General features: G+C 64.3%; 20 protein-coding genes and 1 pseudogene. 10 read left to right on the top strand and 11 right to left on the bottom strand.

Annotated features, from left to right (window positions below; genetic code table 11):
• Positions 1–232 precede the first annotated feature (232 nt).
• Positions 233–1,546: a mannose-6-phosphate isomerase, class I gene (gene manA, locus ACE03M_RS11650; RefSeq protein ID WP_485934058.1), complete on the top strand. Its 1,314-nt coding sequence runs from the start codon at positions 233–235 to the stop codon at positions 1,544–1,546.
• Positions 1,547–2,093: 547 nt separating this feature from the next.
• On the opposite strand, the gene ACE03M_RS11645 is transcribed toward manA, so the two are convergent.
• Genes ACE03M_RS11645 through ACE03M_RS11630 form a run of 4 tightly spaced genes read right to left on the bottom strand, consistent with a single transcriptional unit; the run spans position 2,094 to position 5,405 of the window.
• Positions 2,094–2,759: a CoA transferase subunit B gene (locus ACE03M_RS11645; protein ID WP_143921221.1), complete on the bottom strand. Its 666-nt coding sequence runs from the start codon at positions 2,757–2,759 to the stop codon at positions 2,094–2,096.
• A 9-nt stretch (positions 2,760–2,768) separates the two neighbouring features.
• Entirely contained in the window at positions 2,769–3,539 is a 771-nt protein-coding gene (locus ACE03M_RS11640; RefSeq protein ID WP_143921222.1) for a CoA transferase subunit A, read from the bottom strand.
• Positions 3,527–4,219, bottom strand: a complete 693-nt coding sequence (locus ACE03M_RS11635; protein ID WP_485934057.1) for a hypothetical protein — start codon at positions 4,217–4,219, stop codon at positions 3,527–3,529. The genes ACE03M_RS11640 and ACE03M_RS11635 overlap by 13 nt, the downstream gene beginning before the upstream one ends.
• A 58-nt stretch (positions 4,220–4,277) precedes the next feature.
• Positions 4,278–5,405 (bottom strand): coenzyme F420-0:L-glutamate ligase, encoded by a 1,128-nt coding sequence (locus ACE03M_RS11630; RefSeq protein WP_485934056.1) that lies wholly within the window; start codon positions 5,403–5,405, stop codon positions 4,278–4,280.
• A gap of 497 nt (positions 5,406–5,902) precedes the next feature.
• Between ACE03M_RS11630 and ACE03M_RS11625 the strand changes: the two genes are divergently transcribed.
• The 3 genes from ACE03M_RS11625 to ACE03M_RS11615 are packed head-to-tail and all read left to right on the top strand — an operon-like array spanning position 5,903 to position 10,898.
• Complete coding sequence (locus tag ACE03M_RS11625; protein WP_269465931.1) at positions 5,903–6,346, top strand: WhiB family transcriptional regulator; 444 nt, start codon at positions 5,903–5,905, stop codon at positions 6,344–6,346.
• Complete coding sequence (locus tag ACE03M_RS11620) at positions 6,343–9,444, top strand: glycosyl transferase (RefSeq protein ID WP_485934055.1); 3,102 nt, start codon at positions 6,343–6,345, stop codon at positions 9,442–9,444. The genes ACE03M_RS11625 and ACE03M_RS11620 overlap by 4 nt, the downstream gene beginning before the upstream one ends.
• Positions 9,441–10,898 (top strand): DUF5719 family protein, encoded by a 1,458-nt coding sequence (locus ACE03M_RS11615; RefSeq protein WP_485934054.1) that lies wholly within the window; start codon positions 9,441–9,443, stop codon positions 10,896–10,898. The genes ACE03M_RS11620 and ACE03M_RS11615 overlap by 4 nt, the downstream gene beginning before the upstream one ends.
• On the opposite strand, the gene ACE03M_RS11610 is transcribed toward ACE03M_RS11615, so the two are convergent.
• On the bottom strand, positions 10,895–11,254 hold the full coding sequence (locus tag ACE03M_RS11610; protein ID WP_143921227.1) for a metallopeptidase family protein: 360 nt from the start codon (positions 11,252–11,254) through the stop codon (positions 10,895–10,897). The two genes, ACE03M_RS11615 and ACE03M_RS11610, sit on opposite strands and share 4 nt — an antisense overlap.
• A gap of 73 nt (positions 11,255–11,327) precedes the next feature.
• Between ACE03M_RS11610 and ACE03M_RS11605 the strand changes: the two genes are divergently transcribed.
• The 3 genes from ACE03M_RS11605 to ahcY are packed head-to-tail and all read left to right on the top strand — an operon-like array spanning position 11,328 to position 14,721.
• Positions 11,328–11,735, top strand: a complete 408-nt coding sequence (locus ACE03M_RS11605) for a DUF3499 domain-containing protein (protein WP_485934053.1) — start codon at positions 11,328–11,330, stop codon at positions 11,733–11,735.
• Positions 11,732–13,216: a phosphohexomutase domain-containing protein gene (locus ACE03M_RS11600; protein ID WP_485934052.1), complete on the top strand. Its 1,485-nt coding sequence runs from the start codon at positions 11,732–11,734 to the stop codon at positions 13,214–13,216. Before ACE03M_RS11605 ends, ACE03M_RS11600 begins: the two co-directional genes overlap by 4 nt.
• A gap of 11 nt (positions 13,217–13,227) precedes the next feature.
• Positions 13,228–14,721, top strand: a complete 1,494-nt coding sequence (gene ahcY, locus ACE03M_RS11595; protein ID WP_143921230.1) for an adenosylhomocysteinase — start codon at positions 13,228–13,230, stop codon at positions 14,719–14,721.
• 57 nt (positions 14,722–14,778) lie between these two features.
• Here ahcY and ACE03M_RS11590 read toward each other — a convergent pair whose 3' ends face one another.
• On the bottom strand, positions 14,779–15,603 hold the full coding sequence (locus ACE03M_RS11590; RefSeq protein WP_260847981.1) for an RDD family protein: 825 nt from the start codon (positions 15,601–15,603) through the stop codon (positions 14,779–14,781).
• A gap of 93 nt (positions 15,604–15,696) precedes the next feature.
• Here ACE03M_RS11590 and ACE03M_RS11585 point away from each other — a divergent pair, with 93 nt between their 5' ends.
• Complete coding sequence (locus ACE03M_RS11585) at positions 15,697–16,695, top strand: stage II sporulation protein M (RefSeq protein WP_485934051.1); 999 nt, start codon at positions 15,697–15,699, stop codon at positions 16,693–16,695.
• Between the two features lie 47 nt (positions 16,696–16,742).
• On the opposite strand, the gene ACE03M_RS11580 is transcribed toward ACE03M_RS11585, so the two are convergent.
• From ACE03M_RS11580 to ACE03M_RS11560, 5 genes are read right to left on the bottom strand one after another with little or no spacing between them, the layout of a single operon-like run.
• Positions 16,743–18,029 (bottom strand): DUF58 domain-containing protein, encoded by a 1,287-nt coding sequence (locus ACE03M_RS11580; RefSeq protein WP_485934050.1) that lies wholly within the window; start codon positions 18,027–18,029, stop codon positions 16,743–16,745.
• Positions 18,030–19,127: an AAA family ATPase gene (locus ACE03M_RS11575; RefSeq protein ID WP_485934049.1), complete on the bottom strand. Its 1,098-nt coding sequence runs from the start codon at positions 19,125–19,127 to the stop codon at positions 18,030–18,032.
• A complete protein-coding gene (locus tag ACE03M_RS11570; RefSeq protein WP_485934048.1) occupies positions 19,124–20,389 on the bottom strand; it encodes a DUF4350 domain-containing protein in 1,266 nt (421 codons plus the stop codon). The genes ACE03M_RS11575 and ACE03M_RS11570 overlap by 4 nt, the downstream gene beginning before the upstream one ends.
• Positions 20,386–21,042, bottom strand: a complete 657-nt coding sequence (locus ACE03M_RS11565; RefSeq protein WP_485934047.1) for a hypothetical protein — start codon at positions 21,040–21,042, stop codon at positions 20,386–20,388. Before ACE03M_RS11565 ends, ACE03M_RS11570 begins: the two co-directional genes overlap by 4 nt.
• Positions 21,039–22,091, bottom strand: a complete 1,053-nt coding sequence (locus ACE03M_RS11560) for a hypothetical protein (RefSeq protein ID WP_485934046.1) — start codon at positions 22,089–22,091, stop codon at positions 21,039–21,041. Before ACE03M_RS11560 ends, ACE03M_RS11565 begins: the two co-directional genes overlap by 4 nt.
• A 136-nt stretch (positions 22,092–22,227) precedes the next feature.
• Here ACE03M_RS11560 and mtrA point away from each other — a divergent pair, with 136 nt between their 5' ends.
• On the top strand, positions 22,228–22,908 hold the full coding sequence (gene mtrA, locus ACE03M_RS11555) for an MtrAB system response regulator MtrA (protein WP_143921237.1): 681 nt from the start codon (positions 22,228–22,230) through the stop codon (positions 22,906–22,908).
• A pseudogene (locus ACE03M_RS11550) lies at positions 22,905–23,620 on the top strand (MtrAB system histidine kinase MtrB); the annotation flags it as partial. The gene mtrA and the pseudogene ACE03M_RS11550, both read left to right, overlap by 4 nt.

Here is a 23,620-nt window from a genome sequence, read left to right as displayed (position 1 = left end):
ATATCCATAGACTCTCTTTGCAGCTGGCCCGTCTGTCTCGTGCGGTCAGCCTCATGTGCCGCTCCACGAGCCCCTGACTACGCGGTGAACAACAGATGTCCTTGCCTGAACAGTCAGTGAAGCCACTTGGGAAAACCCTGATCTATCAAGACAGACGCGCTAACGTGGAGAAACACGCACGGCAAATGCATGTGTGTTCATCCGAACAGTCCAGCCGAAGGGGACCAAGACAGTGCGCCGATTGCACAACACGGTCAAGAATTTTGCTTGGGGCAGCACGGACGCGATCCCGGCGATCCTGGGAACTGCGCCCGACGGCACTCCTTGCGCCGAGCTTTGGCTCGGAGCACATCCCCTCAGCCCCTCCCGTCTGGACTTAGGTCAGTCTGACCAGCAGCGCACGGCCTACCGCTCCGCGCAGCAGGGGTCATCGTCATCGCTGGACGTGAAGACGGACAACAGCACCGTGGGACCCAATCTCATCGAATACCTTGCCGGTGACCCAGAAGGTCTGCTGGGACATGACTCGCTGCAGGTCTTCGGGCCGCGTCTGCCATTCCTGCTCAAGGTCCTCTCCGCGCAGAAGGCACTTTCCATTCAGGTTCACCCGAATCCAGAGCAGGCGGCCATCGGATTCGCCCGGGAAGAGGCCGAAGGCCCCGATCTCGACGCTTCGACCCGTAACTACAAGGACCCGTCGGCCAAACCGGAACTCATCTACGCCCTCACCGAATTCCACGCGCTGACCGGATTCCGTTCGCGCAAAGCCGTGCGTGCAACATTCGAGCGTCTGCTGTCTCTGTCACTGTCACCGGCTTCCCTGGACTTCCTCGGAGACGTGATCTCGGCGCTGAAATCGGTGACGGAGGCTAAGGCCTTCGCCAAGGCAGTGGAGCTCGTCCTCGGCGATGCCCGGTCGGCCGAGTTTGTGGACGAGATCGCCGGCCAGGATCTGGCAGAGCTGCCAGAGGGACACATCAGCCGTTCGGGCACAGCCGTCGATCCTGCTGAGACCTTCCAGGAGCTTGTGGCTGACTATCCTTCCGATCCTGGGGTGCTTGTGGCACTCATGCTCAATCGCGTTCACCTGCAGCCCGGGGAAGCCCTGGCGATGGAATCAGGTGTGCTGCACGCCTACCTCGGCGGGACCGGAATCGAGGTCATGGCCTCGAGCGACAACGTTCTGCGCGGGGGACTGACGAACAAGCACATCGACATTCCGGAGCTCGGAAAGGTTGCGAAGTTCGGCTCCGCAAAACCTCGAATGGTTGAACCTGACCGCGCCGGAATCCTCTTCGGTGCGACCGAGGATTTCGCACTGCAGTCGCTGCGGTGCCCACGACTGACGCAGGTCGAGCGCCGAGGCGCGAGCATCGCCCTGTGCACCTCGGGAAGCATCACTCTGACCTCCCTCGGGTCCACAGTGACACTCACACGTGGCCAGAGCGTTTTCATCGCGGCAAATGAGCCCACAGTGACCGCAGACGGCCACGGAGACCTGTTCGTGGCCACCACCGGACTCGACACCTCGCTGCCCTTCGCCTGAAGCACCTGGCTGGCCTCTTTTGGCCGGTCTGGGCGACTGCTGGATGCCGAGCGGACTGGCGCGAGTGAGGTGGGCCGCGCCACCGCGAGCACCCTGCACCGTCGGAACCAGATCACCTCGTTCCTCAGGTGCCTTTTGCCGCTGAGGGGAGGAGTCGCTGAACTAGCTGGTGTATTTGCAGCTGACGGGATGTTGAGCGAGAGACTGTGCGTGGTGCACCGAGGAGCGAAGTCTCTGATCGCGTCTCCCAGGCCCGAGAGTCATCTGCAAGTGGTCCCACGCACCACCGCACCGATTCATCCGCGCGGGTGAAAGCTCCCTGACACAAGAAAGAGGCCGTCCTGAGCCGAATTCCTCGAAAGGAATCGGCCCAGAACGGCCCCACGTCTCACAACGGCTCTGTATGACGCCGCCGGAGCAGCGCTACCTCACGATGTCCGTTGCCTGTCTGACTTCACAGTGCCAGCCACCCGGCTGTCACCGTCCGGCAGCCGCTCGACGGTCTCCACCCGGCCGTCACAGTGCCAGCCGCTCGGCGGTCGGTGCCTCAGGCGGCGTCGACGCTGATGGTGGGGACGTCGTCGGGGACGTTCACCTCGGCGCCGGTCTTCTCCTTGACCTCTTCGACGGTGACTCCGGGAGCCAGTTCGACGAGAGTGAATGAGTCTCCGGAGACGTCGAGCACGGCGATGTCGGTGATGACACGGCTGACGACTCCCTTGCCCGTCAGGGGCAGCTCACAGGACGACAGCAGCTTGTGTGAGCCGTCCTTGGCAACATGGTCCATGATGACGATGACGCGCTGGGCTCCGTGGACCAGATCCATGGCCCCGCCCATTCCCTTGACCATCTTTCCGGGGATCATCCAGTTTGCGATGTCGCCGTTCGTGGCGACCTGCATTGCGCCGAGGATCGCGGCATTGACCTTGCCGCCGCGGATCATGCCGAAGCTGGCAGCAGAGTCGAAGAAGGAAGCGCCGGGGAGCATTGTGACGATCTCCTTGCCGGCGTTGATGAGATCAGGATCGACCTCGTCCTCGGTGGGGTATGGGCCGACTCCGAGGAGACCGTTCTCCGACTGGAGGACGAGGTCGACTCCCTCGGGCAGGTAGTTGGGCACGAGTGTCGGCATTCCGATGCCCAGGTTGACGTAGCTGCCGTCTTCGAGTTCCTGGGCTGCGCGGGCGGCCATCTGATTTCTTGTCAATGACATTTCGGCTCCTCAGGCTTCGCGAACGGTACGTTTTTCGATGGGCTTGTCGGCCACCTGCTCCGCGGTCAGCTCGACGACGCGGTGGACGAAGATGCCGGGAACGTGGACGTCATCGGGGTCGATCTCTCCAGGCTCGACGAGCTTCTCGACCTCGGCGATGGTGATCCGGGCCGACTGTGCGGCCGGGGGATTGAAGTTCCTGGCCGAAGAGTTGAAGACGAGATTGCCGTGGCGGTCTCCGATGGCGGCGCGGACGAGTGCGTAGTCGGGAGCAAGTGACTCCTCGAGGACGTATTCCTCCTCTTCACCGAAGGTGTCGAAGACGCGTGTGTCCTTGGCCGGTGACTCCTTGACGACGTTGCCCTCGGCGTCGTACTTCCACGGCATGCCGCCGTCGGCGACCTGAGTGCCGGCACCGGTGATCGTGTAGAACGCTGGGATTCCGGCTCCGCCGGCGCGCAGCTTCTCCGCCAGGGTGCCCTGCGGGGTCAGCTCGACCTCGAGTTCGCCGGAGAGGTACTGGCGGGCGAACTCCTTGTTCTCTCCGACATAGGAGGCGATGATCCGGCGGAGGCGGTGGTCGGCGAGCAGCAGGCCCAAGCCCCGTCCGTCGACTCCGGCGTTGTTCGAGATCACTTCGAGGTCCTTGGCGCCCTGGTCCTTGATCGCTCGAATCAGGAACTCAGGCACGCCCACAACACCGAAACCGCCCACGGCGATCGATGATCCATCTGCAATATCGGCTACCGCCTCAGCGGGAGTATCAACTACTTTGTCCATACGCCCAGTCTGCCACGGACCTCGCCGAGGCTGACCGCCAGGTCCGCAATGCGAGCTTCATCCATCCCGTTGGCCAGCACAGACTCACCCCCGCGAAGGAGATGGCCCAGGAACGTCGCCCATTCCTCGGGACCCGGAGTTGAGTTCGCGACGAGGAGGCCGGAGCTGGAATCGTCTGGAGAGTCGGTCCACTGGACCTCCTGACCACCGACGATGAGAGTCCCGGTGGACTGGAGGCGCCGAGGTGTCACGTCCGGGTAGGCGCGGATTGCTGAGTTGACGTCGATGAAGTCCTCATCGACCGGTGTGCTCAGCGCCAGTGCCGGTGGGTTGTAGACGAAGACCTCCTCGGCATCGGCCAGTCGCTCATCGTGCTCGTGGCCCTGCGGTACGAAGGCGTGGAAATCGCCATCTGGGGCTGGTGACCCGTCCATGCCGAGCACGACGCGACCGTCGGCGAGGAGGACACTGAGAATGGCGACGAGCTCTCGCCAGTGCAGTCCGGCAGGCAGCGGAACGAAGAGCGTGAAATCAGGGCCGAGGTCGTAGTCGCCGAAGAGGCCGACGCCCTTGTTCACCCAGTTCGCCACGACTGGACCGGTGAGGTCGAGTCGGTCGAAGTCGGGTCCGCGCCAGAAGAGGACGGCTCCGCCGGTGCGGCTGATGATGGAAAGATCCACGGGGATGACCTGCTTTCTCGATGGTGATGGGGCGTTCACTGGGACGGGAGCCCGATGTTCAGGGGGTCAGGAGGCCGATATTGATCCGGACACCACGGGGGAACGCTCCGAGCTCTCCGTCGGCCCACTCCCACTGCGTGGTCGCGCTGAGATCCTCGGCGAAGAGCGCAGTGTGCATGCGCTCGACGAGAGACCCGAGGCCGACCATCGCCTCCAGCAAGGGAGGACCACCGGCCTGCGGAGTCGCCGGAGAATCGGAGGGAGCCATGGTGATCCGGGAGCCGGACCCCTCGATGCGCATCCGCCATGCAGCCTGCCCGGGGGTGCGTGCAGCTCCAGCGCGGACGACGCGGATGGCGCGTGAGACTCGTTCGAGGATGTCGTCACTGTTGTCACCGGCTGCGGCACGGCCGGGCAGCTCGGTGACCCCGAGACCTCTGTGGATTGCTTCGACGTGGCCGTAGCGGAACCAATCCTCCCCGAGGTCGCGGCTCAGGGCTTTCGCCCCGGCTCGGCCGTTGTCGAGATATCCGCCGGCGCCGCGTACGAGTGCCATCGGCAGTCCGCGCGACGATCCCTTGACGAGGTCGGCCGCGGCGGCGATCTCATCGGCCACCGCGCGCACGGTCACCGATTGCACCCGGCCATCGTCATCTGGTCTGCCACGCTGATCGTCGAGGCCCGAGAATCCGGAGAGACCGAGCGCGAAGTCACCGACGCCGATCCTCCAGGGCCGCGAGATGGTGTCGGAGATGACGACCCCGATCCGCACGGAGAAGGACTCTTCGACCCGCAGCCGCAGCTTCTGTGCCGAAGCATCGCTGTCGTGAGGGTGGAGGACGACGGCGCCGCTCGAATTCGACTGGTCGAGTCCGGCCGCCGCCTGCACAGTTCCTGATTTGGTACGCACGACCTGGACGGTCGACCCGGAGGCATAGGTCCGTTCGGCAACGAGATGATTCGACGAATCCTTGACGAGGTCCTCGAACTCCGCCCGGTCCTTCACACTGCGCATTCGACCATCAGCTTTGGACACCACCTTCGAGGCGATGACGAGGATGTCGCCGTCCTTGAGGTCGATCCGATTCCGGCGCAGAGCGTTGACAAGGATCGCTGCCAGATCGGAACCGGCTTCGATGGGCTCCTCGACGGGAGGTGCATACACGGTGAGCAGTCGGTCATTCATCGATGCGTCCCCATCGTCGTCGGGCCGCCTCTGCGCCCGGATTCAGTGGGCGGACGCGGGGATCGGGCGACGATTGCGAGTGATTCGACTCTCATGTCTCCATATTCCCACTGACGGCGAATGATTTCGAAATTCTCCGGATTTGCTCAGCCGCTCACTACAGGTTGTGTCAATATCAGATAGTGGTCGCTACATGTGGTGTCATCGGCGCGTGTGTATGTGAAGGTGTGTTCGATTAAACCGCAGGTGCCCACTGCAATACTCCACAAGGGCTTGACGGGGCGGTAATGACACGCGTGTAATTTATAGTTAACAGGGGAACGCACTTAGCACGAATCCTCGGATTCGAGCATCCACCACGCTGATACGGTCAGCACGAGCTTCACCTCCGGAACCATCCGGGGAGCCGGTCGCACCCAGACCATTCAGCTCCTCGAACGCTACCGGAATCGGAGCTCGCAGTGGTAGGTGAGCTGAGAGTGAGAAAGGGGAAAACCGTGCAAAGCGCACAGAGCAAAAGGCAGGAGAGGGAAGACTTCTCCACAGTCGTGCCTGGAGTCACTTCTCGAAGTGCCGAAGACTGGTTCGTCGAACCAGGGGCCCGTACTCCGGACACTCTGCCTGATCCATTGGCGATCGATCCGAACGATCTGACACCGCTTCCCACGGACAACTCCGCAGTATCGCCGCTCTCGCTGCTCTTCGGGGCAGCCGAGGACGGCGAGCTATCCTGGCAGGACCAAGCGCTGTGCGCTCAGACCGACCCCGAGGCGTTCTTCCCCGAAAAGGGCGGATCGACTCGTGAGGCCAAACGTGTCTGTGCCTCGTGCGACGTCCGGTCAGACTGCCTCGAATACGCGCTGGCGAATGACGAGCGCTTCGGAATCTGGGGCGGTATGTCTGAACGTGAACGCCGCCGACTGAAGAAACAGGTCGTGTGAAACCTGCCGTCACCGTTGTCCTCGCCTCAGGCGATGACAGCAGCAGGGTTGAGCTCGAAACAGCTCTGAGCAAGACCTACCCCGAGATCCCGGTCGTGGATCTCGGGGGTCTTGCCGTCACAGAGGCACTTGCACTCCCCAAGATTGCCGACAGCACCCATCTGTGGTTCCTCACCGCAGACTCGCGTCCGGAACCCGATTGCCTCGAGGAGCTGCTCGATGCCATCGGCGCAACCGAATCGATCGCCGCCGTCGGTCCCAAGATCATGCACCAAGACCACATCGTCTCCGCCGGAGTCACCACCACCTCGGCGGGAGCCAGGGTCAACCCGGTTGCCGACGGAGAGGTTGATCAGGGCCAGCGCGACGGCCAATCGGAGACACTGGGCCTCGACTTGCCCGGCATGCTCATCTCCACCACCGAGCTCGAAAGAATAGGTGCTCCTTCACGCGTCCTCGGCGTGGCCTATCGCGGTCTTGAATACTCGCGTCGACTGCGCGACCTCGGCCGCCGAGTCGTCGTCGCCCCACGCGCCGGACTCACCGTGTCCGCACACTCGGCCGCCCAGCTGGGCTCCTCGCCTCTGCCGCCACTGTCGAAATCTCAGATCCGGACGGAACAGCGCTACCGGCTCAGCCTCGCCACCCCCGGATTCGCCGGCATCTTCTGTCTCCTCATCCTCACCCAGCTTAAGAACACCCTGGCGGGACTCCTGTCGAACAACGTCCGCGCCGCCTCCTGGTACTTCTCCGCACTGCTCGGGCTCGTCTCCGACGCCGGAACCACCTCACGGCTGAGACGGTCCAACGCTCGTCGCAACCGCCTGGCCAAACGCACCACCGACTCCCATGTGGCTCCGCTCTACGCGGACCCGGACGAACTCGCCGTCCAGCGCAGGAGCATGAACTCCGCCGAGGAAGCCCGCCTGGCCCAGGCCGAGTCGTCCACCGTCAGCGGCCCGGGCCACATCGACGAAACCGAGCTCAACCCGGTCGGTGACACGGAAGAAGCCATCGACTCGTTCTCACGCCTCGAGGTCACCGGCGGTTCGGGACTCTTCCGCAGCCCTCTGACCTACCTCCTCCTCGCGGCCGCGGCACTGAGCGGCCTCGTCTCCTACCGTCTCTTCGGCCCCGGCCACCTCGTCGGCGGTGCACTGGGATCCACCGACGTGACGATGGGTGATCTCGTCGCCCGACTGCTCAGCCCTCACCTCGATGTCTCCACCGGTGCCACCGCTCCCGCCGACCCCTACCAGCTGGTCCTCGCAGCCCTCAGCGTTCCGTTCCTAGGCGACGTCGACATCATGGCCCGGACCCTGATCCTCCTCGCCCCGATCCTTGCCGTCATCGCCGCCTACCGTGCCGCGGGCGCAATCGTGAAGCGAAGGTGGGTACGCGGATTCGCCGGTCTGCTGTGGATTGCGGCCCCACTCTTCGTCACCGCGCTCTCCGACGGCCGCCTCGGCGTGATCCTCGTCTGGATTGCAGCACCGCTCTTCGTCATCGCCCTGCGGCGCAGCCTGCGCACAGGGTCGATCGCCGCGGCCGCAGGTGCCGGACTCCTGCTGTTCCTGATGATCGCCGGCATGCCGCTGATGCTTCCTCTGGGCATCATCCTCACCGTGGTGCTGGTGTGCACCGGGCGCGGTCTGCGCCACCTGTGGCTGCTGGCCCCGACCCTGTTCCTGGCGTGGCCCTGGCTGGTCGACCTCGTGACTGCTCCGGGTGCGCTCTTCGTCATGCCCGGCCAGACCCTGGCCCCGCCGGCACCGCCCAGCTACCTCCTCGCGGTCGGCTTTCCCTCGACGATCGACATGAGCTGGCTGGCCGATCTCCTGTCCGCTGTCGGCGTCAACGGCGTCAGCCCCGGGATGCTCCAGCTGTGGGCACCGGTTCTGGTGCTGCCGATGCTCATCCTCGCGTTCCTCACGCTCATCGAAGCTCACCTCAGACTCTCACGCCTGATGTGGGCCGTGGGACTCTACCTCGCGGGTCTGCTGCTGGCCACCGTCCAGGTCCTCATCCCGGCCCAAACCGGTCCCTTCCACCTCATCGGCTCCTATCCTGCCGCGGGACTGACCCTGCTCAGTCTCGGCGCGATCATGCTGCTCACACTCGGAGCTCAGACCACGACGACGAAATCGACGAACTCCAGGCGACTGCCCATGCGGGGTCTGTCCGGACTCGTGGCCATCGCCGCCGTCGGACTCATCATCGTCAGCGCCGGACCCAGCACCGCCTCGGCGAACAATGTCACCACCCAGGAACACGGCACCGTCCCGGCGCTGGCCGCCGACCGCGCTGCCGGTGATGCTCAGGCACGCACGCTGCGCCTCGACGTCGTCGACGGCGAAGTCCGTGCCCGCCTCCTCTCGTCCGCCGATGGGACCGTCATCGGGACCTCGACCATCCGGTCCGCCGAGGCGGTCGGTGGCTGGCCGTGGGAGCGCAGACCTCTGCCGATTGGCGAGGACCAGACACTCATCGCTCAGGCCGCTGCGGCACTCTCGGCCGATGACGCCGGAGACGTCCGCACCATCCTCGGTCAGCTGGGCGTGGACTTCGTCCTCGTCGACTCGGATGCGAAGAATCTGACGAACTCAGTGGCCGCCGCCGACGGAGTCGTCCAGGTCGGTCCGACCGAATCGGGTCGTCTGTGGCAGGTCGACACCCCCTACAGCGGCCGGTTCCTCGTCCGCGAACCCGACGGCACGATGAGCACCGCACCGATGCACGGCACCACCGCCGAGGTGGCTCCAGGTGAGGACGGACGCACCCTGATCGTGTCCGACAGTTCCGACAACATCACCGCCAGCCTCGATGGCAACGACCTGCCGAAGCCGGAGAAGCCGACGATCGGCTGGGCCTCCGAGTACTCCTTGCCTGCTTCCGGCGGCGAGGTCGAACTCACCTACGGTTCGTCGCTCTACGCCCCGGGCGTCATCATCGGCTGGATTCTCGGCCTTCTGACCATCATCGTCGCGATCCCCTTCGGGTCTCAGCGCCAGACACGGGCCTGGTCACGAACGACGCGGGCGAAATCCGAACGAAAGTCTGAAGCCGCACCCGAGCATCCTGTGGAGGCGAAGTCATGAAACACATGCGCAGCATCGTGACCTTCGCGGCGATCGCCGTACCGGGAGTCCTCGTCGCGACGACCTCATTCCTGACTCCGCTGACTCCGGGCACACTGGACCGCAGTCCCGAGCAGGTCAGAATGCCCACCGCTGACACCCGTGTGATCTGCCCCGGTCCGCTCCTGACCGATGACGAGGCAGAGGGCACCGACGCGGAGTTCGTCGACGACTCGAACGTGTCCACACGTGCCGTCTCCGCCTCCGCACCGATCAGTGCCGCAGACGGCTCGGTCTCCGCGGCCCGTCTCCAGGTTGCGGATCTGGGTGGTTCGGCGAACTTCGACAACCCCAGCTCCGACGGCTTCGTCTCCGGCGACGATCCCATCGACAAGACCAAACTCATCACCGGGTTCGCCCGGCCCGGGGCACCGGCGCTGACGACCGGCGTCGAAACCGTCGAAGGCACTTCCGGAGACCTCACAGGACTCGCGACACTGACCTGTGGTTCGGCGGCGAGCAACTTCCGGATCTTGGCTGGCTCCGGTGCAGCAGGATCGAACTCCCAGCTGTTGCTGAGCAATCCCGGCGACGTTCCCGTGCAGGCCGAAGTCACGCTCATGACACCGTCGGGAGAGCGCGGGGAGCCGACAGAGGTCAGCATCAAGGCAGGGAAGCAGCGAGCCATCCGATTGGGTGGTCTCGCCGCAGGTGCGGAATCGCTGGCCGTCGATGTCAACGTCGACGGGGGAGTCGTGGCCGGCTCCCTCCAGGAGACCGTGCTCGACGGTCTCACCCCTAAAGGCATCGATCTGGCCACGAGCGGAGCAGACGCCGACACACAGCAGGTCGTCACCGGACTCGACGGGAAGGACGCACGCCTGCGCGTGGCCAACCCGGGCGATGACCTGGCAGAGGTATCGCTCAAGGCCTATGGACCCGATGGGGAGATCGACATTCCCCGCTCATCGATGACCGTTGTCGCACACGGAGTCGCCGAGGCCGACCTCGGAGATCTTGACGCCACAAGCGTCGTCCTCGATTCGGGCCAAGCCATTCAGGCCAGCGCATTCATCGGTCAGGACGGGGAGAAGGGAAGCTCAGACTTCGGAAGCATCAACGCCACCGACGCTCTCGCCGAGTCCCAGGTCATGGCTCTGCCGCGCACAGGCACCGGGAAACTGTACCTCTCACCAGGGCAGGGGCAGGTGCAGGTGAGAGGCATGCTCGACGACGGTTCGCTCACGGAGGGTCAGTCGATTGACCTCAATCCGACCGGCACCACCGAGTTCAGCCCGGCCGAGGTCTCCCCGGACGCGGTCCGCGCCATCGTCATCAGTGGTGAGAACGCCTCAGGTTCCCAGTCCGACGGTGTCCACGCCAGCTACATGGTCACCACAGACTCAGGGATCTCCGCGGTGCAGCCGGCCCCGGCACCTGCCGGCGTGGCCTACCGCGACATCCGCCTCGGCTAGGAATTCCTGAGGATCTCGACCTGGTCGGCGACGACTTCGGCGATGAGCGAGTCCCGTTGCCCGCTGCTGTGATATTCGATGACTCGCCGGTAGAGGACGATGTGCGTGTGCCTGTTCGCGGTGGCCGGAAAGACCCGGCCGAAGGCGGGCTCGGTGGAGCTCGCCGGTGGAACCGCATCAATGGCCAATACCACCTCGGCGAGCAGTGCCGGTTCCTGCGCCCGGAAGCGGGCGAACTCCTCGGCCGCGACACGGGCAAAACTCTCCGCCCGACGCAGACGGGCGGGGACGTCGGCCAGGAACAGCGGGGACCGCAGTCCGCGGCCGTGCCGATCACGATGACGCCTGGTACTCATGAGTCAATATTCTACCGACCATACGGCCCTGGCTGACCAAGACAAGCGGTGCTCGCGTGTAAAGTGGTTGACTGTGTCAGCCGTGAGATTGTGTTCAAAAGTCAGCTGCTCGCGCAGTGCCGCAGCCACCATGACGTACGTGCACGCTGATGCCTGTGTCGTCATCGGTCCGCTGTCGCGTCGCGCCGAGCCCGGTGCCCATGACCTGTGCGCCGACCATGCCGCGAAACTGACCCCACCTGTGGGTTGGCAGCTCATCCGCATCGAGGGTGAACAATCCCCGCCCGAGCGCACCCATGACGATCTGTTGGCCATCGCCGACGCCGTCCGGGAAGCTGCGGGACGTCCCGGAGAGGGCGTCAGAGCGGGCGCGGCCGCATCGGCATCGTCGTCTGGGTCACCCTCGCCCTCCGAGGGCCGAAGCGACGGATCGATGCCGGGTCGCAAACACGGTCACCTGCGCATCATCGGCGATTCATGACCGAGTCCACGTCCGGCGCCGAACCCGGTCCCGAACTCGTCGCCGCCCGCACCGCCGCACTCGAACCCGCAGTCGGTGCCTATGATATCCGTGGCCGCATTCCCGACCAGCTCGATGCCGATGTGCTCTACGCCCTCGGCTGGGCCACCGCCACAGCTATGTCGGAACTCCATTCGAGCGCCGAGGTGGTCGTGGGACACGATATGCGACCCAGTTCACCCGGTTTCGCCCAGGCCTTCGCCGCCGGCATCGAGGCGGCCGGATATCGAGCGGTGCTGTTGGGGCTGTGCTCGACCGACCAGCTGTACTTCGCCTCCGGGATCTTCGAACTGCCGGGTGCGATGATCACCGCAAGTCACAACCCGGCCGACTACAACGGGATCAAGATCTGCGGGCCACGTGCCGCAGGAGTCAGCCTCGCCTCTGGGCTGGGACGGATCAAGGAATTGGCACCGCAGGCGCCGGCACATGTCGCCACCGGCACCTTCCACAGCTCCGCACCTGAGGTCGATGTCGACGGCGTTGCCGCCGCGGACATGCGCAGACGCTACGTCGAACGCATCCGGACGCTGACCCACGTCGACGAGGTCACAGGCCTGAAGGTCGTCGTCGACTGCGGCAACGGCATGGCGGGCAAACTCCTCGGAGAGGTCTTCGGCACCGAGTCCGGGTACTCGAGGGTGCCATTCGACGTCATCGGGCTGTTCACCGAACTCGACGGCACGTTCCCCAACCATGAGGCGAACCCGCTGAAGCCGGAGAACCTCCTCGACGTCTCCCGTGCAGTGCTCGACCAGGGGGCGGACTTGGGACTTGCCTTCGACGGGGATGCCGATCGCTGCTTTTTCATCGACGAAACCGGAGCGACCATGTCGCCCTCGGCCGTGGGCGCGCTCGTCGCCGAACGCGAGATCGTTCGCTCCAAGGCCGCAGGCGTCGCTGAACCGGTCGTCATCCACAATCTCATCACCTCCCGCAGCGTTCCGGCTACGATCGCAGCCGCCGGCGGGCGGGCCGTGCGCTCGAAGGTCGGGCATTCGGGCATCAAAACACTCATGCGCACCGAACATGCCGTCTTTGCCTGCGAACACTCCGCTCACTTCTACTTCGATGAGTTCTACGGCGCGGACTCCGGCATGCTCGCTGCCTGCCACCTGATCGCCGCCTTGGCGAAGACCGGAGCACCGGCGTCACGACTCCTCGCCGACTACGACCTCTACGTCCAGTCGGGAGAGATCAACTTCACCGTGGCCGATCCCGACTCGGTCCTGAGCTCCTTCTCGTCCGAGTCCGGTCAGTTCCCGACGAACACGGTCGACGATCTCGACGGCATCGGGCTGCAGGGAGACGACTGGTGGATCAACCTGCGCAAGTCGAACACGGAGCCCCTGGTGCGACTCAATGTCGAAGCCAGCGACCTGCAGAGCTTGCGCGAACTGACCGCACAGGCCAGTGAGTTCGTCGAGGCTCGCAGGCAATAGACTCGAGAAAGATGACAACAGTTTCCGTTCCCGATGGAGGTACCGTGCTCGATTCCACCGACTTCAAGGTTGCCGATCTGAGTCTGGCCGAGGCCGGCCGGCATCAGATCCGACTCGCCGAACGCGAGATGCCAGGACTCATGGCACTGCGCGAAGAGTTCGGCCAGAGCAAGCCGCTGACGGGAGCGCGCATCGCCGGCAGCCTGCACATGACGGTGCAGACTGCGGTCCTCATCGAAACCCTTGTCGCACTCGGGGCGCAGGTGCGGTGGGCCAGCTGCAATATCTTCTCCACTCAGGACGAGGCAGCCGCCGCTGTCGTCGTCGGCACCGGCAGCGTCGACGCCCCAGCCGGTGTGCCGGTCTTCGCCTGGAAGGGTGAGACCCTCGAAGAGTACTGGTGGGCTGCGGACAAGATCTTCGACTTCGACGAGGGCGCGAACCTCATCCTCGATGACGGCGGTGACGCCACCATGTACGTCCTCAAAGGTGCCCAGGCCGAAGTCGACGGGGGAGTGCCCACCGCGGGCGAGGACGACCCGGAGGAGTTCAAGGTCCTACTGGCACAGGTGCGGAAGTCGCTCGAGGCCTCACCCGGTCGTTTCGGTCGTATGGCTGCCGGCATCAAGGGCGTCAGCGAGGAGACCACGACGGGAGTCAATCGCCTCTACCGACTGGCAGAGGAAGGGAACCTTCCATTCCCAGCCATCAACGTCAACGATTCGGTGACGAAGTCGAAGTTCGACAACCGCTACGGGATCCGCCATTCCCTGCCCGATGGCCTCAACCGCGCCACCGATGTCCTCATCGGCGGCAAGATCGCCGTCGTCGTCGGATATGGTGACGTCGGCAAGGGAGCCGCCGAGGCGCTGCGTGGTCAGGGTGCCAGGGTCATCGTCACGGAGATCGATCCGATCTGCGCCCTGCAGGCGACGATGGACGGCTACCAGGTCGACCATCTCGCCACTGTGGCACCGAGCGCTGACATCATCATCACGACCACCGGCAACACTCGTGTGGTCGGTGTCGAGGTGCTCCAGAGCCTCAAGCCCGGAGCGATCGTCGGCAACGTCGGACACTTCGACGATGAGATCGATCTGGCCGGATTGGCCAAGATCTCCGGAGTCTCCAAGGTCGAGATCAAGCCGCAGGTCCACGAATGGCGCGTTCCCGTGCCCACCGACTCGGGTCTGGACCGTGCGCAGACGGATTTCCTCGTCCTCTCCGAAGGACGCCTGCTCAACCTGGGCAACGCGACAGGTCACCCCTCGTTCGTGATGAGCGCCTCGTTCACCAATCAGGTTCTCGCCCAGATCGAACTCTGGGTCAGCCCCGAACGCTACGACAACGATGTGCACAGGCTGGCGAAGGAACTCGACGAGAAGGTCGCTCGCCTCCACCTGCCTGCTCTCGGAGCGAATCTGTCCGAACTGTCGAAGGAACAGGCCGAATACATCGGAGTCGACGTCGCCGGACCCTACAAGCCCGAGCACTACCGGTACTGAGCCACTGATGAGGTGCCAGTCGAAGTGGTGCTGAGTCGAACCTGAGCCTGTGGAACCCTAGCGGTTCTGCAGGCTCAGGCCGTGTGGGAGGGTGTTGACTCCTGCGCGGAAGGCTTTGGACTGTTCGCTGCGGCGCTGCTGTTTCGCGAATTCTGCGGACCGTTGCCGGTGGATGACCGCTGACAGGAACTGTTCGGGCATCGTCCCCTCCGGCGGTGCCGGTGCGACATATGGATTGAGTTCGGTGGCGAGCTCCTTCGCCCGCTCCCACCGCGATTCGCGGCCCAGGTTCTCCGCCGTCGACAGGAACTGCACCACCCGTCGGTGCAGTCCGGCAGGCAGTGTGGCGATGTCGGTCTCCGCCAGCCAATTCTGCAGGTGCGGTGAGACATGCGTGCGGACCGGTTGAGGTGGGGCGGTGCGTTCGCTGACGGCCATCGTCCCTGCCATATAGTCGCCGAGGCGCTTGGACTGCGGCGAGACCAGCCCGGAGAGGGCAGCCAGGCCGCCACCGCTCGAGAGGATCTCGAAGGGCCAGAGAATGGCGCGGATGAAGGAATGCCTGGCTCGCACGGCTCCACCGTCATCGCGGACGACGCGCAGGCCGAGGGCGAGCTTGCCGATCGAGCGGCCGTGGGTGAGGACTTCGATGATCATCGGAAGGAGCACGAACACGGAGATGCTCATGATGGTCATGACCGATGTCAGCAGGAGTTCATTGACGTCGAGGACCTGAAGCAGGAACCAGAACATGGCGATGATGAGACCGATGTTGACGATCGAGTAGACGATGTAGTCGATGAGGCAGCTCAATGCCCTCGCCGCCAGGGCCGCGGGCTGGATGCTCAGCTCGACGGCTTCACCCGTCACCAAAGTACTCACGAATCCATCCTGTCATAATTCGCATCGCCACTTCACGGTGGATCACCTGGGACACCGATTCTGGTCGGGAGGACTCTCCGATAGGGTTGAACCATGGACCCGAACCTGCTGGCCGAACTGCACGGCGACGAGTGGCGAGAACTGTCCATGCTGGCGAAGAAGAATACGCTGAGTCCGGCCCAGACCCGCAGATTCCTCGACCTCTATCGAGACGCCTCGAAGGATCTGTCGCGGATCATGACGGTGGCCCCTGACTCTTTGGAGGCTGCGCGGCTGTCGGCGATAGTCCACCGCTCACGCAACCATCTCTCGGCAGTTCCCGCCGGCGGGCTGAGCGGTCTCTCTCGCTTCTTCATCATCAGTCTGCCGCTTTCGATCTACCGGCTGAGGTGGGACTTCCTCATCGTCGCCGTGTGCTTCCTGGCGGTGGCGAGCTTGGCCGGGATCTGGGCTGGCATGCACCCGGAGGTCCTCGAGACCTTCGGCGACCACGCCTTCCGCAAACAGTTCGCCGAACATGATTTCGTCGATTACTACAAAGAGAACCCGAACGGCTTCTTCGCCGTAGGGGTGTGGACGAACAACGCGTGGATCGCCGTGCAGTTCGTGCTCTTGGGCATCACCGGAGTCTTCGTCGTCTCTGGGCTGTTCTCCAACGCAGTCAACGTCGGCTTCTCCGGTGCGATGATGTTCGAGTTCGACCGCGGTTCCGACTTCTTCCTGTACATCCTCCCGCACGGAATCCCCGAGATCAGCTGCATCATCCTTGCCGCTGCGGCAGGACTGAGACTGTTCTTCGCCTGGGTGGTGCCGGGGCCTCAGCTGCGGCGGAATAGGCTCGCCTCGGAGGCCAGGTCGCTGCTGACCGTCGCCGGTGGTCTGGTCATCATGCTGTTCATCTCGGGACTCATCGAAGGGTTCATCACCCCGAACCCGATTCCACCGGCGCTGAAGATCGCCATCGGCGTGGCCTACACCGCGCTGGTCATCGCCTACGCCTGGTACTTCGGCAAGCGTGCCGCCACGGCCGGGCTCAGTGCCGACCTCGACGAGCATCAGGCGGGCTACTCAATCCGCGCCACCGACCGGTAGCGATCCTCATCACCGGCTGGTCGGGGCTTCACCGGTCTGTGAAGCGCCTACAGCTTCCCGGTGGCCTTGAGATTGATGTAGAGGTCAGCCAGCGCACCGGGCAGGTCATCGGGACCGGCTTCGACGGACTGGACACCGGCTCCGCGCAGACGAGCCTGCAGTGACTTCGACGTCAGCAGCTCCGATTCCGCAGCGGCGGCTGTGAAGATCTCATCGATACTCTCACGCTTGGCCGCCAGCTCACCCAAGGCTGGATCCTCCACCGAGGCCAGCACGACCCGGTGACGGGCCAACAACGTCGGCAGAACGGGCAGGATCTCATCGGCGACGCTGCCCTCATCCAAAGCGGTGACGAGGACGACGAGGGCATGCTGGCGTGAGGTGGCCAGAACCGTCGTCGAGATCTGCTCCCAGTCGGCATCGTAGAGTTCCGGATGGACCGTGGTCAGCGCCACCGACAGGTCATGGACCGGGTCCTTCGACCGATGGCTCGAAGCGATTGCGCGGATGCGTGCATCGGCGACGACGACATCGACGCGGTCACCTGCTCCCGAGGCCAGAGCTGTCAGCAGCAGAGCAGACTCCAGGGCGGCATCGAAGATCGTGCCATCTCCGCACCGTCGCGCAGCCAGCCGAGAGGAATCGACGACGATGACGACCCTGCGGTCACGCTCGGGTCGCCAGGTCTTGACGACCAGGTCCTGGGAGCGGGCACTGGCGCGCCAATCGATCGAGCGCACATCATCACCGTCGACGTAGTCGCGCAGCGAATCGAACTCCGTGCCCATGCCGCGGATCATCACGGCAGAACGCCCGTCGAGTTCACGCAGCTTCTGCGTCTTCGAGGGCAGTTCACGGCGAGAGATGAACGGAGGCAGGACCCGCACGATCGCCGGCACATCGAAGCTCTTCTGCCGGGCGATGAAACCGAGGACGCTGCGAGAGCGGATGGTGACCTTATCTGCGTGCAGTGCGCCGCGGCGCACGGGCAGAAGCTGTGTCACCACCTGTGAGTTCTCGCCTGGGGGTAAGTCGAATGCTGAGCGGGTGCTCGTCGCCCCGGCACTCGGTGACCACGCATCACGGACCGCGATGCGCAGGCGTCTGGGGGAGTCGTTGACCAAGGTGAGGGTGCAGTGGGTGTGGTCACCCAGCCGGACCATGGGTCCGGGGGTGCGCTGGAGGGAGACCAGCCTCGGCGGGGGAACGAGGAAGAAGTCGAGCAGCGCGACGATGACGATGATGCCGAATACGATCAATGCACTCGTCCACCCCGGCACGAGCATGACAGGGACGAGCCCGAACAGGGCCAGCAGGAGCAGTCGTGTGGTCATTCAGCGGGGGACTTCGGTGGTCGCGATGATCGAGTTGAGGACCTGATCGACGTTGAGTCCGTCCATCTGCGCCTCGGGACGCAGGATCACACGGTGACCCAGGGTCATGTGCGCCAGGGCCTTGACGTCATCGGGGGTGACGTAGCCGCGGCCCGACAGCCAGGCATAGGCGCGTGCGGCACCGAGCATCCGCGTGGCACCGCGGGGAGAGACACCCAGAGCCAGTGATGGTGCCTGTCGAGTCGCTCGGGCCAGATCGACGATATAGGTGATGACCTGCGGAGCGATGTAGATCTCGGCGATTCGCTCCCGAGCCTGGGCGATCATGGCCGAATCGACGACGGGAGTCAGTCCCGCCTCGGCGAGGTGGGAGGCGTCGAAGCCGCGCGCGTGACGGTCGAGGATCTCGAATTCCAAGTCACGTTCGGGCAGTCCGAGTACGAGTTTGAACAGGAACCGGTCGAGCTGCGCTTCGGGCAGGGGATAGGTGCCCTCGTATTCCAGCGGGTTCTGGGTTGCTGCGACCATGAAGGGTTCGGGCAGTGCACGGGACCCGCCGCCGACCGAGACCTGGTGTTCCTCCATGGCCTCGAGCAGAGCCGACTGCGTCTTGGGTGGCGTGCGGTTGATCTCATCGGCGATGAGGATGTTCGTGAACACCGGGCCGGGCCGGAATTCGAAGTTCGACACGGATGCGTCGTAGACAAGAGAACCGGTGACATCGCTGGGCATGAGGTCGGGCGTGAACTGGATGCGGGTTTTGTCGAGGCTGACCGAGGTGGCGAAGCTGCGCACCAGCAATGTCTTGGCGACACCGGGCACACCTTCGAGCAGCACGTGGCCCTGGCACAGCAGGGCGATGAGCATACCGGTGACCGCTTCGTCCTGGCCTACGACGGCCTTGGCGATCTGCGTGCGCACATCGATGAACGAGTCTCGCAGGGGATCGCGCTCCTGAGTCGGCTGGGTCTGTTGCGGCTGTGAGGTTTGCTGCGGCTGTGAGGCTTGCTGCTGCTGAGCCTGCGCCGCTGGCTGGGGCTGCTCTGGCTGTGCCGGGTTCTGCTGCTGGGCGGAGTTCTCGCCTGGAGCCTGTGTCATGAGATCTCGCTTTCGATGAGAGTGAGCAGATGGATGATGTTCGCCAGATCTGAGTCGGTGCGGGGCACCGCGGAGGAGAAGACCGATTCGACCTGGGCCGGGTCGCGGCCGGTCGCGTTCACGATGCCGGCGATGATGTCGTGGCGGCCGGCCTCAGGACCCAGCGCCAACCGTTTCGCGATGCGCAGCAGGGCACCCGTGCGCAGAGTGTGCAGAGCCCCGGTCCGGTCATGGCTGCGAGCAGCCAGAGCAGCCCGCCCGTGCACCGTCTCCACCGCGGGAACGATGACCGGGAGCCGTTCGACGGCCAGAGGGCCGAACCTGCGGCCGAGGATGAGCAGCAGGATCAGCACACATGGAGCCAGCCACAGGGCCCCGGCGATGAACCAGCTGGGCACATAGTCCAGTGTCGACGGAGCCGACTCGAACTCACCGGAATCGGTGGGGTAGTAGACGACAAGACGGTCGGTCTGTGACAGCTGGGAGAGCACCAGCGAGGCATGACCCTCCTCATCGATGCCGGCATTGGTCACCCAGTCGGAATTGCCGAGGACGGTGACGGGGAAATCGCCCTTGCCTTCGCCGCCCTCATCGACGATGAGCTGCCCGTGTGCCGACCCGGGGGTGACCTCACCGCCGTCGATCTGAGTGACGCCGGGGCCGGCGAACGGATAGCAGGTGCTCAGCCCCTGAATACCCTTCCGGGCTTCGGCATACTGCTCATCACCGGTCTCCACCGCACCGGCAGCCTGAGCGGCCGGGACCTCACAGTCAGGCTGTGAGGTCTCATCTGGTGTGGCCAGGGGGCTGAGGCTGTCATCGACCGTGATGCGGTCGGTGAAGTCCTGAACCGAGTAGCCGGGGTCGATGAGGGTCAGCCGGTTGTCATTGGCGGCGAGTTGGGACCGGAAGCCGTCGATGTCGCCCTGGGAGAGCAGATCGGCCTTCGTCGGAATCAGGAGCGTCGTGCCGGGCTGGCCTGAGGCTTCATGGGCCGTGTCGAAATCCTCGGTGGTGGTGACATCGACCCCATGGTCGCGCAGCGTCTCGACCATGGCCTTCGTGCCCTCTCGAGCCGTGGAGTCATAGTGCAGCGGTGCCTCGGAGCCACGATCGGACGTCATCAGCATCGTCGCGATCACGGTGATGAGGATGGCGACGGCCGCGACGATCCACAGTCCAGCCGATCTCAGCCGAGCCGTCAGCGGCACCGCCGCACTCGACCGTGTGCCTCTGGTGGCGACGTCGATGAGGGCACTCATGATGTCACCGCCGATCGCTGCCGGGGACTCAAAGCGCTCAGGTCCTCATCGAGTGCAAGGAACTCGCTGTAGGTCGCATGCAGAGAAGCGGCTGAGGTCCGGGCCGAGTCCTCGCCGAAGAGGAGGTCGTTGAAGACCTCGGCAACCCGGGCCAGCTCAAGTCGGTGCTCGGGCAGTTCGGATCCGGCCGTGCGGCTGAGCTCGCTGGCCGTCGACGCCGAATCGAGCGTGACGATGTGCTTCTGCGAGAGCACGGCGAAGATGGCACGTGCGGAGTCGATGACTGCGGGCCTCATATCGCCGCGCTGCGCGGCGGCACGCGCGCTGTCCCTCCAAGGACCGGGCTCAGGTGAGGCGACGACGGGGTCGAAAGCCGACAATGGGAGAGTCGTCTTCCGCAGCCCGACCCGACGCACCCGCCAGATGATGAGACCGACGATGGCCGCCAGAGCCACGACGACGATGAGGATCAGCCAGGGAGAGTTACCCTGCAGCGCTCCGGAGACGATCGAGTTCCAGATGTTGTTCAGCCATTGACCGAGCTGTTCCAGAGGGGTGAGGTCGGTGTCGGAGTACTCCGACTTCGACAGTTCGTGGTCGACCCACTCGCGGCCGGTGTCACGGTCGATGACCGAATTGCTCAGCAGGCTCATTCTGTGCCCTCCTCACGACGGATGAGGACCAGGTCGAAGCCTTCGGACCGCATGCGTTGGTCGAAGTAGCAGACGCAGACGAGGCACGAGAAGTAGGCGAAGAGAATTGCCGAGGACACGGTCGTCAAGAGCAGAAGAATCGCTCCAGCGATGGCGAGGATGATCGTCATCGACATGGAGGCGGCAGCAGCGGTGCCGATGGCGATCGTGGCGATCACGGTGACGACCGTGACGAGGGGCGCGATGACGAGCTGCACCAGTTGGTTGGACAGGAAGTAGCCGAGACCCAGCTGTCCGAAGGTGCGCCAGAAGCCTGTGCCGGTCAGGCTCCAAGAGCGTCTCAGCCCGGCACGCACACCCAACCTTTCGACGGAGATCGCGGAGCCGGTGAAGGCGAATCGCAGATTGAGCCAGACCAGGGCGCAGAGCCAGAGTCCCAAGGCGATGAAAGCGGTGACGATTGCGAGGACCGTGTAGTCGACCATCGCGAACAGAAGAGATGGCAGCCCGAGCAGTATGAGCAGACCCAGATTGATCGCGCCCAGGAGCGCTGCGGCGAGAAGCAGTGACCACCGGCGCCCGCGCAGAGACATCCACGACTGCGTCAGCGTGGTCTTGCGTGCCCCGAACGAGCTCTCGGCACCAGCTGCGGCCAGTCCGGCAAGGAAATGAGCGACGCCGAGGCTGAGCAGGCTGATCGCGAACGATCCCATCTGCGCGAGCAGGAAGAACCCGGACATCGCATCGTCATTGCTGACGAGGTCGTTGAGGACGGGCAGGAACTCAAGGACGACGAAGGTTCCGACGGCAGTGAGGATGAGAGTCCAGAGTGTGAACACGATGAGGGCCGCACCGATGGTGAGGCCGGGGACGAAGCGCAGAAGCCGGAAACCGGAATCGAGCACCTCGAAGAACGTCAGCGGTCGTTTGGCCAGGACTCCACGCGGGGAAGGCGGGTGCCATTCGTGATGCGTCGGGCCCTGACCTCGTCGTTGCCACTGACCGGTCTGCCAATCGACCTCTGAGGTCCACGCATTCGATCGTCCCATCACCAAGCAATCCTGCCATGTTTCGCAGTCCGCCGCCGAGTCGAATCGCCCCCTGAAGTCGAGTTCACAACGTCTGCGTTCACGGGTGGGGGTGTCGAGGTCGAAAGATTGGACGCTCATAAGCGACAATGGACAGATGAACGCTCGTATCCTCGTAGTTGATGATGACACGGCTTTGGCCGAAATGATCGGAATTGTGCTCAAAAGTGAAGGCTTCGAGCCCTTCTTCTGCGCTACCGGCGATCAGGCCTTCGGAGAATTCGAGAAGGTGAATCCGGACCTCGTCCTCCTCGACCTCATGCTGCCCGGAAAGGACGGACTCGAGGTCTGCCGAGAGATCCGCGAGATCTCCTCGGTGCCGATCATCATGCTCACGGCGAAATCGGACACCGTGGACGTCGTCCTCGGCCTGGAATCCGGTGCCGACGACTACGTTCCCAAACCCTTCAAACCCAAGGAGCTCATTGCCAGGGTGCGAGCCCGACTGAGGATCTCCGAACCGCAGGCGCCGGAGCTGCTCACCGTCGGCGATGTCGTCGTCGACGTTGCCGGTCATACCGTGACCAAGGGCGGTTCCCCGATCTCACTGACTCCGCTCGAGTTCGATCTGCTGGTGGCCCTGGCCCGCAAGCCATGGCAGGTCTTCTCCCGTGAGACCCTGCTCGAGGAAGTGTGGGGCTACCGGCACGCTGCGGACACGCGCCTCGTGAACGTGCACGTGCAGCGTCTGCGCTCGAAGATCGAACGCGACCCGGAGAAGCCAGACATCATCGTCACCGTTCGCGGCGTCGGATATAAGGCAGGCAGAGCGGCGTGAGTCGCTCCTCGGCTGTGGGTGGAGCAATCCGCACCGCGGCCTCGGCGATCCGGACGTTCTGGAAGTTCCTCCTCCGTTCGTTCAGTCATTCCCTGCAGCTGCGGATCGTCGTCCTCACCATCGTCCTCACCTCCGTGGCCATCTTCGGAGTGGGGACGTACATGTCACAGCAGATTTCGCGTGGCCTCTTCGACACTCGGCTCCAGTCCCTGTCGTCCCAGGCCGGGACCATCGTCTCCGAGCTGCGCAGCCTCGCCCCCGTCGACGGACAGGCCGTAACACAGGAGAATCTGAGCTCTCAGCTGTCGTCGATCTACAACCGGTCGACCGGATCCGTGTATTCGCTGACTTTGGAGCCCAGCGATCCGAACTCCTCGTTCTCCACGATCAGTGCCGGGTCGACAGATTCCGACGGTGCGGCAACCGAAGTTCCCATCACCGATGAGCTCCAGGACGCCATCGGCAAGGCCCCGACCGACGACATGCTCTACCAGTCGGTGGCGCTTCCCGACGGGTCAGGACCCGGGCTCCTGATCTCCCAGGAGCTCCAGATCCCCGGTGCCGGTCAATTCCAGCTCTACTATCTGGGCGACCTGTCCGAGCAGCAGGACACCCTCGACTTCGTCCAGAGGTCGATGCTCGTCGCTGCCCTCGTTCTCGTCGTCCTCGTGGGTGCTGTGGCGTGGATCGTCACCCGACTCGTCGTCACGCC

This window comes from Brevibacterium sp. AGC70, assembly GCF_057334195.1.
This window is presented reverse-complemented; position numbering and strand designations above follow the sequence as displayed.